24 protein-coding genes and 3 riboswitches are annotated in these 15,239 nt (G+C 39.3%); of the genes, 15 read left to right on the plus strand and 9 right to left on the minus strand.

Going from position 1 to position 15,239, the window contains the following annotated elements; genetic code table 11:
- Window positions 1-33: 33 nt before the first annotated feature.
- Window positions 34-1,227, minus strand: a complete 1,194-nt coding sequence (locus ABIE66_RS20650; protein ID WP_289327367.1) for a nucleoside transporter C-terminal domain-containing protein — start codon at window positions 1,225-1,227, stop codon at window positions 34-36.
- A 175-nt stretch (window positions 1,228-1,402) separates the two neighbouring features.
- Window positions 1,403-1,506, minus strand: a riboswitch (purine riboswitch).
- 415 nt (window positions 1,507-1,921) lie between these two features.
- Between ABIE66_RS20650 and ABIE66_RS20655 the strand changes: the two genes are divergently transcribed.
- Window positions 1,922-2,626, plus strand: coding sequence for a DUF421 domain-containing protein (locus tag ABIE66_RS20655; protein ID WP_370016112.1), 705 nt, complete (start codon window positions 1,922-1,924; stop codon window positions 2,624-2,626).
- 159 nt (window positions 2,627-2,785) lie between these two features.
- Here the strand turns inward: ABIE66_RS20655 and ABIE66_RS20660 are convergent, their stop codons facing one another.
- Window positions 2,786-3,532 (minus strand): alpha/beta hydrolase, encoded by a 747-nt coding sequence (locus ABIE66_RS20660; protein WP_289326105.1) that lies wholly within the window; start codon window positions 3,530-3,532, stop codon window positions 2,786-2,788.
- A 308-nt stretch (window positions 3,533-3,840) separates the two neighbouring features.
- Between ABIE66_RS20660 and ABIE66_RS20665 the strand changes: the two genes are divergently transcribed.
- The 7 genes from ABIE66_RS20665 (at window position 3,841) to ABIE66_RS20695 (ending at window position 5,341) form a co-directional block, all read left to right on the plus strand.
- A complete protein-coding gene (locus ABIE66_RS20665; RefSeq protein ID WP_289315262.1) occupies window positions 3,841-4,161 on the plus strand; it encodes a PadR family transcriptional regulator in 321 nt (106 codons plus the stop codon).
- A gap of 43 nt (window positions 4,162-4,204) precedes the next feature.
- Window positions 4,205-4,402 carry a hypothetical protein gene (locus tag ABIE66_RS20670; RefSeq protein WP_370016113.1) on the plus strand — a complete coding sequence of 66 codons (198 nt, stop codon included), beginning with the start codon at window positions 4,205-4,207 and terminating at the stop codon, window positions 4,400-4,402.
- A 15-nt stretch (window positions 4,403-4,417) separates the two neighbouring features.
- Window positions 4,418-4,567, plus strand: a complete 150-nt coding sequence (locus tag ABIE66_RS20675; protein ID WP_370016114.1) for a hypothetical protein — start codon at window positions 4,418-4,420, stop codon at window positions 4,565-4,567.
- A gap of 15 nt (window positions 4,568-4,582) precedes the next feature.
- The gene (locus tag ABIE66_RS20680) at window positions 4,583-4,732 is read left to right on the plus strand and encodes a hypothetical protein (RefSeq protein ID WP_370016115.1); all 150 of its coding nucleotides are present in this window, start codon (window positions 4,583-4,585) and stop codon (window positions 4,730-4,732) included.
- A gap of 76 nt (window positions 4,733-4,808) precedes the next feature.
- Window positions 4,809-4,958: a hypothetical protein gene (locus ABIE66_RS20685; protein ID WP_370016116.1), complete on the plus strand. Its 150-nt coding sequence runs from the start codon at window positions 4,809-4,811 to the stop codon at window positions 4,956-4,958.
- Window positions 4,959-5,014: 56 nt separating this feature from the next.
- Window positions 5,015-5,143 carry a hypothetical protein gene (locus ABIE66_RS20690; protein WP_370016117.1) on the plus strand — a complete coding sequence of 43 codons (129 nt, stop codon included), beginning with the start codon at window positions 5,015-5,017 and terminating at the stop codon, window positions 5,141-5,143.
- 15 nt (window positions 5,144-5,158) lie between these two features.
- A complete protein-coding gene (locus tag ABIE66_RS20695) occupies window positions 5,159-5,341 on the plus strand; it encodes a hypothetical protein (protein WP_370016118.1) in 183 nt (60 codons plus the stop codon).
- Between the two features lie 14 nt (window positions 5,342-5,355).
- Here the strand turns inward: ABIE66_RS20695 and ABIE66_RS20700 are convergent, their stop codons facing one another.
- A complete protein-coding gene (locus tag ABIE66_RS20700; protein ID WP_289326111.1) occupies window positions 5,356-5,505 on the minus strand; it encodes a hypothetical protein in 150 nt (49 codons plus the stop codon).
- Window positions 5,506-5,526: 21 nt separating this feature from the next.
- On the minus strand, window positions 5,527-6,069 hold the full coding sequence (locus ABIE66_RS20705; protein ID WP_370016119.1) for a VUT family protein: 543 nt from the start codon (window positions 6,067-6,069) through the stop codon (window positions 5,527-5,529).
- A 51-nt stretch (window positions 6,070-6,120) separates the two neighbouring features.
- A riboswitch (PreQ1 riboswitch) is annotated at window positions 6,121-6,163 on the minus strand.
- A 35-nt stretch (window positions 6,164-6,198) separates the two neighbouring features.
- Here ABIE66_RS20705 and ABIE66_RS20710 point away from each other — a divergent pair.
- The 3 genes from ABIE66_RS20710 to ABIE66_RS20720 all read left to right on the plus strand — a co-directional run bounded on the left by ABIE66_RS20710 (window position 6,199) and on the right by ABIE66_RS20720 (window position 7,505).
- The gene (locus ABIE66_RS20710) at window positions 6,199-6,363 is read left to right on the plus strand and encodes a hypothetical protein (protein WP_370016120.1); all 165 of its coding nucleotides are present in this window, start codon (window positions 6,199-6,201) and stop codon (window positions 6,361-6,363) included.
- A 179-nt stretch (window positions 6,364-6,542) separates the two neighbouring features.
- The gene (locus ABIE66_RS20715; RefSeq protein WP_370016121.1) at window positions 6,543-7,058 is read left to right on the plus strand and encodes an SRPBCC family protein; all 516 of its coding nucleotides are present in this window, start codon (window positions 6,543-6,545) and stop codon (window positions 7,056-7,058) included.
- A 6-nt stretch (window positions 7,059-7,064) separates the two neighbouring features.
- Window positions 7,065-7,505 (plus strand): SRPBCC family protein, encoded by a 441-nt coding sequence (locus ABIE66_RS20720; RefSeq protein ID WP_370016122.1) that lies wholly within the window; start codon window positions 7,065-7,067, stop codon window positions 7,503-7,505.
- Window positions 7,506-7,710: 205 nt separating this feature from the next.
- On the opposite strand, the gene ABIE66_RS20725 is transcribed toward ABIE66_RS20720, so the two are convergent.
- Window positions 7,711-8,682, minus strand: coding sequence for an HD domain-containing protein (locus tag ABIE66_RS20725; RefSeq protein ID WP_370016123.1), 972 nt, complete (start codon window positions 8,680-8,682; stop codon window positions 7,711-7,713).
- 46 nt (window positions 8,683-8,728) lie between these two features.
- A complete protein-coding gene (locus ABIE66_RS20730; RefSeq protein WP_370016124.1) occupies window positions 8,729-9,016 on the minus strand; it encodes a hypothetical protein in 288 nt (95 codons plus the stop codon).
- A gap of 348 nt (window positions 9,017-9,364) precedes the next feature.
- On the opposite strand from ABIE66_RS20730, the gene ABIE66_RS20735 reads away from it, so the two are divergent.
- Both ABIE66_RS20735 and ABIE66_RS20740 read left to right on the plus strand, forming a co-directional pair.
- Complete coding sequence (locus ABIE66_RS20735) at window positions 9,365-9,934, plus strand: TetR/AcrR family transcriptional regulator (RefSeq protein ID WP_289326118.1); 570 nt, start codon at window positions 9,365-9,367, stop codon at window positions 9,932-9,934.
- Window positions 9,935-9,987: 53 nt separating this feature from the next.
- Window positions 9,988-10,335, plus strand: a complete 348-nt coding sequence (locus ABIE66_RS20740; RefSeq protein WP_370016125.1) for a DUF4260 domain-containing protein — start codon at window positions 9,988-9,990, stop codon at window positions 10,333-10,335.
- 63 nt (window positions 10,336-10,398) lie between these two features.
- Here ABIE66_RS20740 and queE read toward each other — a convergent pair whose 3' ends face one another.
- The 3 genes from queE to queC are packed head-to-tail and all read right to left on the minus strand — an operon-like array spanning window position 10,399 to window position 12,255.
- The gene (gene queE / locus ABIE66_RS20745; protein WP_370016126.1) at window positions 10,399-11,127 is read right to left on the minus strand and encodes a 7-carboxy-7-deazaguanine synthase QueE; all 729 of its coding nucleotides are present in this window, start codon (window positions 11,125-11,127) and stop codon (window positions 10,399-10,401) included.
- The gene (gene queD / locus ABIE66_RS20750) at window positions 11,120-11,590 is read right to left on the minus strand and encodes a 6-carboxytetrahydropterin synthase QueD (protein ID WP_289326120.1); all 471 of its coding nucleotides are present in this window, start codon (window positions 11,588-11,590) and stop codon (window positions 11,120-11,122) included. The genes queE and queD overlap by 8 nt, the downstream gene beginning before the upstream one ends.
- Complete coding sequence (gene queC, locus ABIE66_RS20755) at window positions 11,590-12,255, minus strand: 7-cyano-7-deazaguanine synthase QueC (protein WP_289315248.1); 666 nt, start codon at window positions 12,253-12,255, stop codon at window positions 11,590-11,592. The genes queD and queC overlap by 1 nt, the downstream gene beginning before the upstream one ends.
- A gap of 55 nt (window positions 12,256-12,310) precedes the next feature.
- A riboswitch (PreQ1 riboswitch) is annotated at window positions 12,311-12,353 on the minus strand.
- 715 nt (window positions 12,354-13,068) lie between these two features.
- Here queC and ABIE66_RS20760 point away from each other — a divergent pair.
- Both ABIE66_RS20760 and pgsB read left to right on the plus strand, forming a co-directional pair.
- Window positions 13,069-13,281, plus strand: a complete 213-nt coding sequence (locus tag ABIE66_RS20760; RefSeq protein ID WP_289326124.1) for a hypothetical protein — start codon at window positions 13,069-13,071, stop codon at window positions 13,279-13,281.
- Between the two features lie 768 nt (window positions 13,282-14,049).
- Window positions 14,050-15,231 carry a poly-gamma-glutamate synthase PgsB gene (pgsB, locus tag ABIE66_RS20765; RefSeq protein ID WP_289315245.1) on the plus strand — a complete coding sequence of 394 codons (1,182 nt, stop codon included), beginning with the start codon at window positions 14,050-14,052 and terminating at the stop codon, window positions 15,229-15,231.
- Window positions 15,232-15,239 lie beyond the last annotated feature (8 nt).

Raw genomic sequence — 15,239 nt, forward strand, 5'->3', positions numbered from 1 at the left:
ACAGCTTTTTTTTCTCTTGTTTTTAATAAAATATCACCAAACGAATAATCCAACGACCATGGCACTTAACAAGGAAACAGCCATCCCGCTAACCAACAGTTTCCAAACATTCCTTCCGATAATGTTCGATTTCTCATCATTGAGGATGGAATTGAATGTTCCATAAATCATGCCCACTGTACTGAAGTTGGCAAATGACGTCAGATAAGTGACAGCCACAGCAACTGTATGCGGAGGCAGTGTACTGACTTTATCTTTTAAATCGAGCAAGGCAACGAACTCATTCGTGGCAAGCTTGATTCCCATCAATTGAGCGACGTACATGGCATCATGTCCAGACAGTCCAAGCAGGAATGCAAATGGACTGAAAATGACAGAGAAAATCTTTTGAATGGTCAAGCCATCCACAAAGAAACCGAAAATGCCGTTTACGCTGGCCGTTAACGCCACATAACCGATAACCATGGCCATGATGACGAAGACCATTTTGGCCCCAACCAGCATACTGTTAGAAATGGTGGAAAAGAAATCCTTACGTTCCTCTTTAGAAGGTACATAAACGACGTCTTCTTCTTTACTGACATCGACAGGATTTAGCATGTTAGCGATCAGCAAGGCATTTATGCAGTTCAATGGTATGGCTACAAAAACATAGGTTGCCGGTACCATTGATAAGTAGGCTCCAATGATTGAACCACTGATGCTGCTCATGCTCATGATTCCAAATGTCAAAAGTCGCTGATCTTTAATCGCACTAAGTTGAAGGCGCAGAACGGCAAGTGCCTCGGTATTCCCAAGGAACATCATCTGAATCGAAAAGAAACTCTCCAGTTTTGGCAAACCGGATACTTTTGAGATGAGCCATCCCACTTTGTCAATGATCCAGGTAAGTATACCGAAATACGATAAAACATCAAAAAACGTGATGATGAAAATAATTGGCATCAATGCGCTGAAAAAGAAATCCACTTGTTCATTTGCCATTAATGAAGGAAAGACAAAAGAAATCCCTTCATTTGCACATTCAATCAACCAGGTGAAGAAGGAAGCGATCAGATTAATGACCCACGCCCCTATTTTAGTCGATAACATGAACCATGTGATAAGCAATTCAAGAACCAGCAAGGTAAGAATGGCTTTCCACTTAACGTTCCTTTTATTAGGTGAACAAAGGTAAACGATGCCCATTACAACTAAAACACCTAGTATATTCAATAAGAAATACATGCTTTCATCCCCTTTGGTTATATCATTTCCCATTCATTTTCTTTATATAAAAAAGCCCTTACCTTTTTACACTTTCAGCCGCAGGAAGAAAGTGTGAAAAAGTAAGAGCCTTCATTGAAACACTAGATGCTGGACCAAACTTTTTAACTGAACCAACATAAACCTGTTCATCTCTTCTATTTTCATACTTCCTTGTAGTCCGGCATTATTACGGCTGCCAGGTAGAAACTATCAGACCATTGTCACTGATACTATACAAGGATATTTTTTAAAATAAATTTCTCTAGGAAAGATATCATTTTAAAGCAGTTTATTTTCAATTACAATACGTTTTACAATTGTTATATTAATATAAATTTTTCGAAAACAATTATGAAATGAAAGGGAAAGTCTCAGAGGGCCCAAGTTGGGTAATACTTATGAAGTGGCATGTCCCACCCATCCACAATAAAAAAACACCTGCATGATAGCGATGTTGCTATCCAAGAATAGACCTGTTTTAGCCGAGTTCACTTCAAGATTTAAAGTTTCCTCCATGACATTGTTGTCTAAGGGTCATGCCGCTACACAAATTTGGCAAAGGATAAGCAACAAACACAACTAAACTTCCCAAGTTGTGATAATCCTTGATTCAATGCTTCATACTAAATAATACATCTCATTTATTATAAGGAAATAAGGACGTGAATTTCGGGTGGATTTTTATAATAGCCAGGAAACTCTTACTGCAATTCAATGGACTTTGAGAGCCATTATATCCTTCTTCTTCTTACTTTTTTCGGTTAAATTGATGGGGCAACGGTCCATTTCCCAGTTAAGATTACTTGATTTCATAATGGCATTAATTATTGGAAACATTCTTGCCCACCCTTTGTCTGATGAACAGTTAGGTTTGAAGGGCTCAATGATTACGACCTTTGTTTTAGTGATTTTATATATAATTAGTGTGTTTACGGGTCTTAAGTGGGGCAAACTCCGAAGGTTTTTTGACTCCGCCCCTTTTCCACTTATCGAAAATGGACAAATCATTTACAAAAGCTTAGCAAGGGCCCGAATCTCCATCGATTTTTTATTATCGGAATTAAGAAAAGAAAAAGTCGAAGATATTCAAAAAGTGTCCCTCGCACTATGGGAACCGGGTGGTACCATTTCATTGTTTTTAGATCCACAATATGAAGCGGTAACCCCAGCAGATATGCATCTAGCAACAAATGCCTTCACTTTTCCTAAAACGATCATTAAAGAGGGGAAGATTGATTTTAAAGAATTAAATCGAGGCGGTAAAGACGAAGAATGGCTGAAAAACAAAATCAAAATAACATACCATGCGGATGTAAACGATATTTTATTAGCAACCATCGATAATAACGATAACGTAAAGGTCTTTTTCTACAAATAAATACTTGGAGCTTACAATAATCAGACCCTAATGGCAGCCCGATTTTCCCAAAATAAAATCCCCTCAAGATGGAAGTGTAACACCTACATATAAAATGTCGGCTTTTACACTTTCAAACTTAAAAGGGGATAATATCACATTCATACCTTCAAGAAAATATTACTCCGACCAATTCAGAGTATTTAAGAACTTGTACACATCCTCATAAACCTGCTCACGTTCTTTACCTAATGTGATTATATGACCAGAGTTTTCATACCATATCAAGTGTTTATGCTGCGTATCGACTTCATTGAAAATCGCTGTAGCACTATTCGTATAGTCAGGATCATCCAAGCGCCCTTGTAAAACAAGAGTTGGTGATGTAATCAGATCTAAATTTTCACCCGTCTCATTTATTACATTCACCACATCTTTCAGTGAAGTCATCGGGTCTTCTTCCAACAGCTTCACTTCTGCAGCAATTTGGTCAGCATCTTTGCCTTCAAACTTCTTATAGGCCTGTGCATAATTGAGCAAGCGGTTTTTTTGTCGATCGCTACTTTTTCCTTGTGTCGGGGCACACATTGAAACTACGCCTTTTACAGGAAGTTCAATTCCCACTTTCAATGAGAACAATCCTCCTAAAGAAATTCCCATAACAGCAATTTCCTCGTAACCTTCCTCTTTAAGGAATTTATAGCCATTGACTACATCTTCCCACCATTCCTTTGGACCTGTTTTAGCAAGTTCCTCGGCTGATACTCCGTGCCCTCTATAAAGAGGCCCGTGACAAGTATAGTCGCGATCATGCAGGTATTTCCCTAATTTCTTCATATCTCCTGTACTTCCGGTAAACCCGTGAAGTAAAAGAACAGCTCTATTTCCACCTCTGTATGTGAATGATTCAGGTGCTTTCACTTTCATCTTTCTAGGACCTTCTTTCTGCTCTTGTTGATAAATAGAATCTAAATGATTTTCAAAAAAAAATCAATTAATACCCCTTGAGTGGGATTTCTTCTATCCTATTCCGTATTTTCATTAAAACAATTAAATCATGTATATAATATCCTTACCACACGCTTTACAACTCATCCGTTCCGAAGCACATTTTACTATGATTGATTCTATTTAGCAATCGTCATTTAACCATTTTTTTTAAGAAAAGTAAAATGCACCTTGTGTTACGATGCACAAAGTATTACACTTTTAAAATGAAAAGGAGGCGATTTTATTTGGATAAAGAACTAATGAAGGGAAGCATTGACCTCCTTTTGCTTTCACTTCTTTCACAAAAAAAGCTATATGGCTATGAAATCACAAAGATCTTGAGAGAAATGAGCATGGGCAAATACGAAATCAGTGAAGGCACCCTCTACCCCGCCCTTAAACGGTTGGAAAAAAAGGAATTCATAGAAGGCCATTGGAAAGAGTCCGAATCAAGTCGCAGGAAATATTATCATGTCACGGAAACTGGACAAACCGAACTTGAACGGAAACGGAAATGCTTTTTCACCCTGGAAAAGTTAGTTCGGAAAAGCGCAGAGCAATTCTGACCAAAAACAAGATAAAAAGCTTCCCGCACCCATTATTGGAAATGTGGAAGAAGCTTTTTTGCTGTTTACTTGCGAGATTCGTGCTGCACACATGATTTCGCGCTGTTTACTCGTGAGATTCGCACGTTTACTCGTGAGTTTTGCTGGTTTACTCGTGAGTTTGGAGCATTTACTCGTGAATTCATGCTATTTACTCGTGAGTTCGTACTGCACTCATGATTTCGCGCTGGTTTACTCGTGAGTTCGTGCTGCACTCATGATTTCGAGCTGTTTACTCGCGAATTTCGCACGTTTACTCGTGAATTTTGCTGTTTTACTCGTGAGTTTGGAGCATTTACTCGTGAATTCGTGCTATTTACTCGTGGGTTGGTGCTGCACCCATGATTTCGCGCTGTTTAACTCGTGAATTCGTGCTGCACTCTTGGGTTTGTGCTGTTTACTCGCGAATTTCGCACGTTTACTCGTGAATTTTGCTGGTTTACTCGTGAGTTTGGAGCATTTACTCGTGAATTCGTGCTATTTACTCGTGAGTTCGTGCTGCACCCATGATTTCGCGCTGTTTTACTCGTGAGTTCGTACTGCACTCTTGGGTTTGTGCTGTTTACTCGTGAATTTTGCTGTTTTACTCGTGAGTGGAGCATTTACTCGTGAATTCATGCTATTTACTCGTGAATTTTACACGTTTACTCGTGAGTTTTGCTGGTTTACTCGTGAGTTTGGAGCATTTACTCGTGAATTCATGCTATTTACTCGTGAATTCGTGCTGCACTCATGATTTCGCGCTGGTTTACTCGTGAATTCGTGCTGCACTCATGATTTCGCGCTGGTTTACTCGTGAGTTCGTGCTGCACTCTTGGGTTTGTGCTGTTTACTCGCGAATTTCGCACGTTTACTCGTGAATTTTGCTGTTTTACTCGTGAGTTTGGAGCATTTACTCGTGAGTTCGTACTGCACCCATGATTTCGCGCTGTTTAACTCGTGAATTCGTGCTGCACTCTTGGGTTTGTGCTGTTTACTCGCGAATTTCGCACGTTTACTCGTGAGTTTGGAGCATTTACTCGTGAATTCATGCTATTTACTCGTGAATTCATGCTATTTACTCGTGAGTTCGTACTGCACCCATGATTTCGCGCTGTTTACTCGCGAATTTCGCACGTTTAGTCGTAAGTTACTCCGATGACGCAAAAAAAGGACCTAATTAGGTCCTTTTTTGTCTATTCCTTTATGCTTCCGATAATTGGCGCAGGAGAGCTTCATACAATCCCCTTGAACATGCGGGCCATATTTTTCACGAAAGGCCTCGAGGCAATAGCATTTGTCTTCTTCCTTTTTGGTTCCATCCATCGAGTGCATCCCTCCTAGCATTCAACCGGAGACTACTCGCTTCTCCAGCCTTACGTTGATTCGGCCCAACAATGTGGCACCGATTGACTGAATGACTGTTTTAACGATGATTTGGCCGATAACCGCGGCGGGTACAGCTTCCCATGGCAATATATTGGCACCCAGTGGACTTAGGCCAATCACGACAAATATCACTGAATCGAAAAATCCTCCAACGATCCCGCTGTAAAACACCCTCCAACTCATCGGGAGCTTTAACCGGGTATAAATTTCAGTATCCGCTGTTTCTGCCACCACGAAAGATAATGCGGAAGCAAATACAATCAATAATGTATCTCCTAATAAAAATGATACACACGCAGATAAAATCAGTGCGGTAATGATGCACATATAGGTTTTCGCGCGGCCGAATTTATTTTGGACCAGATCTCGAAAGATGAAGGTTCCCCCGATGAGCAATGTACCCATAGGAATGATGAACATACCAAAGTGCAATGGCTCAAAAGCTGCCGTAACCACATTCGCCGTGACGATGGATACTAAATACAATAGAATTCTTAACATTTCTTACATTCTCCTTATACAGAAAAAACAGCACCCTAAGAAAGAGCACCGTTCCCCTTAGTTTTTTTGAGAGGGTAGCTAGAACCTCTTCCGCTCGAGCGGATTATCATTTTCCTTAATTATCGTAGCTTGAAAACGATTGGAAATCAAGAAGTTTCCCTGTTGCTTCGTGATTTCGATTTAGTCGCTGGGATTGGTGCGAAACCAAGGTTTTCATTTGCCGAATCGTTAAGTCAATATCCATTTTTCCAAAGCTTTGTACGTAGTGAAATTAATACGAACATCCCACTTTGATATCACTTTAGGACTTTTGCCGATTCTTGTCGCAGAAAACTGCTTGACCAGCTGTATATGAAAAGCGGACAATCATTGATAGAGTTATGTTACGGTCTTTCCTTGTAAAAGAAGAAACTCATTTGGCCACGGTCTTAAGAGTAATGACAAAAGTATAAACGCGAGGAGGAAAAAGAATAATGAAAAAAACGACGTTTGTCTATCCTATTTATATCGCAACCACGCCAGAGAAGCTTTGGGAAGCCCTGACGAGTGGTGAATTTACGAAAAAGTATCATTTCGGATGCCAAGTCCAGTCTGATTGGCAAGAAGGCTCAACCGTTGAATATTTGCTGCAAGATGGGCGGGTTACTGATCATGGTATTGTACATAAGTGTGAGCCGTTGCACCTGCTCTCGTTTACATGGAACATGGCAGGAGACGAAACCCCTCGCGACCAGCCTACACGGGTCACCTTTGAACTACAGCCAATGGATGGTTCAACCGTGAAGTTAACGCTAAAGCATGAGGAGCTATTGGAGACAGATTTCGTATACGATGACAATACCTTTAAAGGCTTAAATAATGGATGGCCTGCCATTCTAAGTAACCTGAAGAGCTTGCTTGAAACCGGACGGACCTTGCCGCCAATCTATGTAGATCGGGAAAATCAGTTGTTAGTGGAGAACGATAAAAACACATTGAAAGAGAGTTGATTCAGTATGGATACTCAAATAACTACGAAATTTAAAATAGTCAAGCCAATTAATGAGGTGTTTGAAGCCATAGTGAACCCTGAAAAAATCGGGAATTTTTGGTTCTCATCGAGTTCGGAAAGATGGGAACAAGGCCGGACGCCTACATTGAGATATGACGAATACGATGCTGAAGTGGTAATCCATGTTTTAGAAGTCGAGAAAAATAGGAAAATTGTGTTTTCGTGGGGAGGAAATGATCAAGAAACGGTTGTTACCATCACACTTAAAGAGTTGGATAATACGAGTACAATTATCGAAGTAAACGAATCCGGTTTGAATGAAGATGACCCAGAAATAATAAACAAAATGATAGGGCAAAAAGAAGGTTGGGTATATACATTAACCTGTTTAAAGGGTTATTTAGAAAATGGCGTTAATAATTTGAGAGCATCGATAGTTTTTTAGTTATTAAAGGGTGCTGGTAAGAATCAATGGCAGTTGGGCGTGCCCAACTAAATAAAGGCTTTTTCTTCGAAGTTCAAAAAAAGAAGGCTTACAAGTCTTGGTTAGACAATATAATTTTCTTGATTTTTCCGTATTAAACGGAAAAAAAACTCAAGGATGGATGTCACCCTTGAGTTTTTCACTTTCCGTATGGTTTGACCGAGATTTAATCGGATATCACTTTTAGATACATTCCCTTCGAAGCTCTTTTATGGGCTTTAACCCCCATGTCCTGGACTTTTTCCGATAAATTGGAAGCTCTTACTAAATGGGTTCCTTGAATAACGGAAGGATCAATGAGCCGCACTTTATTTTTCAGATGAATATCGTAGTCCAATTGATCTTCTTTCAGCTTTACGTTACCATGGATCCGTTTTATCAGATTTTGCACTTCATGGTCTTCAGTGGAGCTTAATAAGGACATGACTTCTTCATCTGTACCTAGTAAGTCATCAAGGCTGATCAGGTTGTTAGCCAAAGCCAATTTTAAGGTCTTTGCCAAGATATCATAGCCATATATATTAATAGGGTCCATGAAAAAATCAATAACTTCGCTGTAATACGTTTCTACAAACCATTCTGCCGATTCAATATTATCCAAATACATCCTTCCATTAATTATGGTTACATGGTGTAGAAAGTCATGAACGGATTCCAGTGTGATATGTCCGTATTGATACATATCCCGGAGAGTATAATCTACCCGATCGGCGCATAACTCAGGTGCTGGCTGTTCAAGCAATTCCCATTTTGATTGAAAAATATCTTCACATTCATATCCATACCTCTTCAGTATCGAGGGGATTTCGGATTCCATAATGACATGTTCATATATTTTTTCATGATAATCTTCATCCTTACAATCCAGAACGAAATCAATTACATGTGAGAATGCAGTGTGGGATACGTCATGCAGCAAGCCCGCGATTTGTTCCTCCAATGACCCACCAAGCGATTTTATTAAAAGCATCACACCTATTGAATGGTCAAACCGTGTGGCGTCCCACTTCTCATTAACTAAATAACTTGCCCCTCCTTGATGTATCCCCTTCAATCTTTGGAGCGGTTTGCTTACTATCAGCTCTTCGAGAACTCCCTCTACAATGTGTTTCCCATAGATACTATCCGAAACTATCAATAACTGCCACCTCCCCCATTAGTTTACTCATTACAGGCAGGTGATTTCACTGATTTTCTTCTGTGAAAATTATTTCCCCCTTTTCATTTTGCTCATATTGCTTCCTTGCCAATTTTTCTAACTCCTCTTCATCATTCAAATCGATATTCCCTGGATTGACCTCATCAATACCCTCTATGAATATCATTTCATTTGTTTTTATTACCTGATCTGTCTGATTCACTTCAAAAATGTCTTCTACAGGTTTTGTTTTATTTTTATAAGGTTTAGTGAATAAAAAAAAAGCAGTCAAGACTATGATAATTGAAGACAAAATACCGAATTTCTTTTTCATTTATTCATCCCTTCCAAGCTATCTGCATAACCTTATAATACCACAAAAGGATATAACTGGTTGAAAAAATAAGACAAGCTCATATATAGCGGGTTCCCTTTTTCAGTTACAAGGACATTCAAATTTCTGGTTAGGGGAAATGGATTCTGCATCTTCGCCCCCTGCTGCCTTTGCAACTTTATCCTCCCCTTGAACCGTAAGACAGCAAGTGTTCCTTTCGGTCGCTTCCAATGGAAAAGTCCCCACTAAAAAAACATTTATTCAGAAGAATGTCTAATATTTGACATTTAAAAATCAGTACGATATCATCCTAATTAACCAGTGGTCAATAAATAAGGAGGGTGTATAATGTCGCCAAGGAAATCGGCAGGTAAAGAATTATCCAGGGAAATGGTATTGAATGAAGCTAGACATCTTTTTGCCACCGAAGGGTATTCGAACGTATCAATGAGACAATTGGCTAAATCATTGGATTGCAGCCATGGAGCCATTTATTATCACTTTAAAAATAAGGCAGAAATATTTTATAGTTTGGTTAAAACGGATTTTTCCGTTTTAAATACTTTAATCGATGATATCATCATGTCGGAAAATGACCCTTCCCGAAAAATGGAGAAGATTTTATTGTGCTTCATAGAGTTCGGTTTAACCCAACAGAATCATTATTCCATCATGTTTTTATCCAAGGAAAAAGAAATTCAGCATTTACTTCAAATCGATTCCAATAAGACCTACGAAAAGCTAATCCAGTCCTTGACAGACCTTACCGACAACAAACTGAATCCTGCATCCATATGGTCCATTTTCCTGTCTCTTCACGGATTCATAACGTTTTATATTAATTCTGATCTATCTTATCCGGATGTAAAAGGTTTAGCTGATTTTCACGTAAAAAATATCATCAAGAACATTATTTAATTTTTCATGAATATCATTGACCAATGGTTAATTGAATTTCAGGAGGCTTTTAAATGGTTAAGAAATTCCTTCATATCGAAGGACTCATGGTCCTTTTAGCGATGATTTACGTCTATTCGTTATTTGAATTCAGCTGGTGGATTTTCCTTTTATTAATTTTGTCACCTGATGTTTCCATGTTGGCCTATTCGATCGATGAACGAGTTGGAGCAAAAGTTTATAACTTTTTCCACACTTATACCGTGCCGATTTTCATGATTTTGCTAGCCGTTTTTCTAAAGTCGGATGCATGTATGATGATTGGTTTAATTTGGACCGCACATATTGGAATGGACCGCTTATTTGGGTATGGCCTTAAATACACATCATCCTTCAAAGCTACACACCTTCAAAAGGTATAGGAAGCTTTCCACATGTAAAAGGCAGTGTGATTACACATCACACTGCCTCCTGCTCTCTTTTCTTTACACGCCTCGCTTGTTACCCCATATATAGGTATGCAGCTGGGGCAGCACTTTCACATCATTCAAATCATCATCGGCTATCACTTTATCTATTAACTCTTCGTATTTCTTCAAAAGACCGCTGATCAATTGATTATCATCAGCCGTCGTGCTGTCATCATTGCCGACCTGCAGATAAAACGGAATATCCGGGTAACGGCCATGCACATTTTTGGCATACTGGTAATCTTCTTCGTTAAAGACGACTACTTTCAATGAGACATGGTTTTCAGGGTTTCGATTGGCAAGGTTCGATATGATTCGGTCAAGTACCGTAAAGTCCGTGTTCATTCTTGAGCTCGGCGGCTTAGGTGAAATGGTCAGTTCATCAATATCTAGAAACCAATCCTGCCATCGGCTCCCTTGTGTTTCCACACCTATTTTCATTTTATTTTCATGTAAGATTTCTACCAAGCCATTTAGGTTTTTCAGCAGTGCCGGGTTTCCGCCTGATATCGTCACAAAGGAAAAGCCGGAACCCCCAATTCGCTTCAGCTCATCCCATATTTCTTCGGCAGTCATTTGGACGGTATCTTCCTTACCGGTGCCATCCCAAGTAAATGCGGAATCACACCAGGCACAGGAATAATCGCACCCTGCCGTCCTAACGAACATGGTTTTTTGGCCAATGACCATTCCCTCACCTTGGATGGTCGGTCCGAAGATTTCCATAACCGGGAGTTTACTCACTTTCCATCCACTCCCGTCTGGCTTCAGCATAACTTGTCGGCGTTTCGTATAGTCGGACAAATTCGACTCTAGCACCCTCATAATCTTTTAATGAAAGGGCTTCGGCCATTTTTTCATAAATCCAGACAACCATATTTTCAGCCGTTGTATTCATGAGTGGCAAGGTTTCATTCAAATAACGATGATCAAGGTGGACTTCAATTTCATTTTTCCATATATCCTTGATGTCCCCGAAATCTATCATCAAACCACGTGAATCCGTATACCCGCTCAAGCCGAAAATGACCTTATACGTGTGGCCATGCAAGTTCTTGCATTTTCCTTCATAGTCATGTAGGTGGTGCGCCGCGTCAAAGGTGAACTCCTTACTGACCAGAACCCTCTTGGTGGTATATTTCAATTGGCTGCGTTGAATATCTTCATCTATTTTTTGGAGTTTATCCACTATAGTAAAACCGTACATCATGAAAGCACCTTCCGTCTGCTTACATAGTCATCCAGTCCTTTTTTCCGCAACTTACATGCCGGGCAATCTCCACAGCCATCGGATATGATTCCGTTATAGCATGTCAGGGTCTTTTCGCGAACAAAGTCGAACGCTCCGAGCTGATCCGCAAGCTCCCATGTTTCCTCTTTATTAAGCCACATAAGCGGCGTATCAATCACGAATGACTGGTCCATCGACAAGTTCAAGGTCACGTTCAACGATTTAATGAATACATCACGGCAGTCCGGATATCCGCTGAAATCCGTTTCACAGACACCGGTGACAATGTGTTTAGCGCCAATCTGACTGGCCAACACTCCGGCAAACGAAAGGAACAGCAAATTCCTCCCTGGCACGAACGTCGACGGCAATTCCCCGTCTTCTCCGTCCTCCACTGCAATATCACTTCTTGTCAACGCATTCGGTGCCAGTTGGTTCAGCAGCGACATGTCAAGAATATGATGGTTCACGCCCAATTCATTGGCAATCTTTTGAGCGCATTCGATTTCCAGGCTGTGCCGCTGATTATAATCAAACGTTACCGCTTCCACTTCCTCATATCTCTCCATCGCCCAGAACAGGCACGTCGTACTATCCTGCCCTCCGCTAAACACAACCACTGCCTTTTCTTTCTTCTTCATTTCTATAAAACTCCTTTTTACGGAAAAAAACAGCACCCTAAGAATAGAGCACTGTTTCTCCTTAGTTTTTTTGAGAGGGTAGCTAGAACCTCTTCCGCCTTAACGCGGAATATAATATTTTTCCAAGTCAATAGTAACTTGAAAACAAAAAGAAATCAAGATGTTTATATTTATTGAAAATTAGACCTAATGGAAACCTTGGTCATCTCCTCTTCTGCTTAAATATCCCATTATCCATCCGATAAAAAAGAGTGAATAAAATATCGATAAAGGGGACCATGCCAGTGAACTTGCATCGTCAGCTGAACTGCTGACTGAACAGGTTAAGAAATTCAAATTATGATACTAGCAATTTCCCGTCACTTGAATACGGGAAATTGCTTATTTTCCCTCCATGATGTGAATTGTTTCGTTTTCGTATATTCGGGGAATAAAACACTATACACATTAATGATTCATCAAAAGACAAATCAATCAAAAGTGGTTAGATGTGAATATGAATATTTTCGTTTGTTTTCAGAATATTTAGTGTATAATAAATATTATTATAGGAATAATTTAACTGAAATAATCATCATTTCCAATACCTACTTACCGCAAATCCCGGTACACGGATTCACTTGATCCGGACAGTTCATTTCAACACAATGCACGGGTACCTATCCATTGCTTACTTTCATTCAAACCACACTATTCACAACTTTATTCACACAAAATCATAACTTTTTCTGCAAAATTGAAAAAAGGTTAAACTTCACCAACAATATGTTACTATTAAACTAAGACCTTTTAACCCCATAAGGAGGAATTCATATGAAACGTTTTTTCAAATTCATCGCAGATTTTAACGAAAGAAAAGCAATGGAACGGGAAACCGAAGAATTCTTTCGCAAAGAATACGAAAATTATATGAAGATGAATCCTGAAAATCAAGGAAAAAGGAGATTAGCTCCTAGATTTTATGTAATTGATGGCGGTAAAAAAGGCTCCAACCTTGAGATATCCGACAGAAAGAAATCCAGTTAAACAGATCCCTTCCATAATCAGCCACTAATGTTGTAGCTCCTAACCCACAAACGGGATTATAACCCATTCGGATTCATTTAAAATATATAAGCCGAAAGCTCAGATATACATCTGAGCTTTTTTTATTTTTCATTCTTCTATTAACACTATATCAATAGAAGAAACTAGGTATTTTTTAAAAAAATTGGATGAACTTTAGTTTATTTCATGTTTAAGGAAAAGATCACTTTATAGGCCCATGGGTATTTTCCAATGAAAAAACCAAAAAATAACAAAAAAAGAGATGTGTTCTTTTACTCATCTTTGTCCATATTCATAAGAGTCCAACTAATTGAGTCGATAGGTGCAATATCTTACATTGAATGACAGATGCATAAATATTGTTACATTTAGGTCAAATAAATGGGTATAAACAATTATCATTCTGTAATAAACCTCACTTTTAAAAACAATTAATTATATAAATATAGCCAAAATGAATTGGGCTCAAATGCTCATGAAACTATTTTGATGCTGTTCAAAATGGGCTTTTATTACACTTTCCATATTTTAGTGTAAATATTCCAAGGTTTACGTGTTTTTTAGCCATTTCTTTGTACTCATAAAGCATTTTATCCCTTTAGATACTATTACACTTCTATATACATTTATTTGAAAAAGCTGACATTAACTATATTACAATAGAATAATTGACTATTGCCTATTAAGTTTAAAATCATGTAGTGTGTATTCAGTAAATCAAATATTTTAAAAAAGAGAGGTTAAAAAATGGCACCAATATTTATTTGTGCGATCTTTTTGCTTGGCTATGGCATATTCGAACAAAAACGCCATCAGAAGCGTCTCGACTCCATCCCGGTACGTGTGAATGTGAATGGAATTCGAGGGAAATCAACTGTAACGCGTCTAATTACAGGGGTGATCCAGGAAGCTAAGTACAAAACTGTAGGTAAAACAACCGGAACATCAGCAAGAATGATCTATTGGTTTACCGACAAAGAAAAACCGATTAAACGCCGCCCAGAAGGACCCAACATTGGAGAACAAAGGCGTGTAGTTAAAGAAGTTGCCGATTTAGGCACGGAAGCACTGGTTTGTGAATGTATGGCCGTTCAGCCTGACTATCAACTAATCTTTCAAAATAAAATGATCCAAGCAAACATTGGGGTCATAGTGAATGTATTGGAAGACCATATGGATGTCATGGGACCGACCTTGGATGAGGTTGCAGAAGCTTTCACTGCTACCATACCCTATAACGGTCACTTAATAACCATCGAAAGTGAATATTTGGACTTTTTCAAGCAAATTGCCAAAGAACGCAACTCTAAAGTGATCGTTGCTGATAATTCAAGAATTTCGGAAGAATTCTTACGCGAATTCGACTATATGGTATTTCCGGATAACGCGTCACTGGCTTTGGCCGTTGCAGAAGCTTTGGGCATCGATGAGAAAACAGCTTTTCGCGGCATGTTAAATGCGCATCCCGATCCAGGTGCCATGAGGATCACCAAATTCGGGGATTCCATCCAGCCAACTTTCTTTGTCAATGGGTTTGCTGCAAATGACGCATCATCGACGCTGAACATCTGGGAACGCGTCAATACGTTCGGATACAGCACAGAACCTCCTATCGTCATCATGAACTGCCGTGCCGACCGTGTGGACCGTACAGAGCAGTTTGCAAGAGATGTATTGCCTTACATAAAATCTGAAATCGTCATTGCCATTGGTGAAACCACTTCACCGATCACAAAAGCATTCGAGCAAGGTAAATTGGATACAAAAGAATATTGGGATTTAGAAAACTGGTCAACTGAAGAAATCGTGGCACGTCTCCGCCCATTGATGAAAAATCGAATCGTCTACGGTGTCGGGAATATTCACGGTGCAGCGGAACCATTAATTGAAGCATTCATGAAATCTAAAACAAAGCAAAAAGCGAGTTAAGTAGGAGG

The organism is Peribacillus sp. B2I2 (genome assembly GCF_041261685.1).
Classification (GTDB): Bacteria; Bacillota; Bacilli; order Bacillales; family DSM-1321; genus Peribacillus.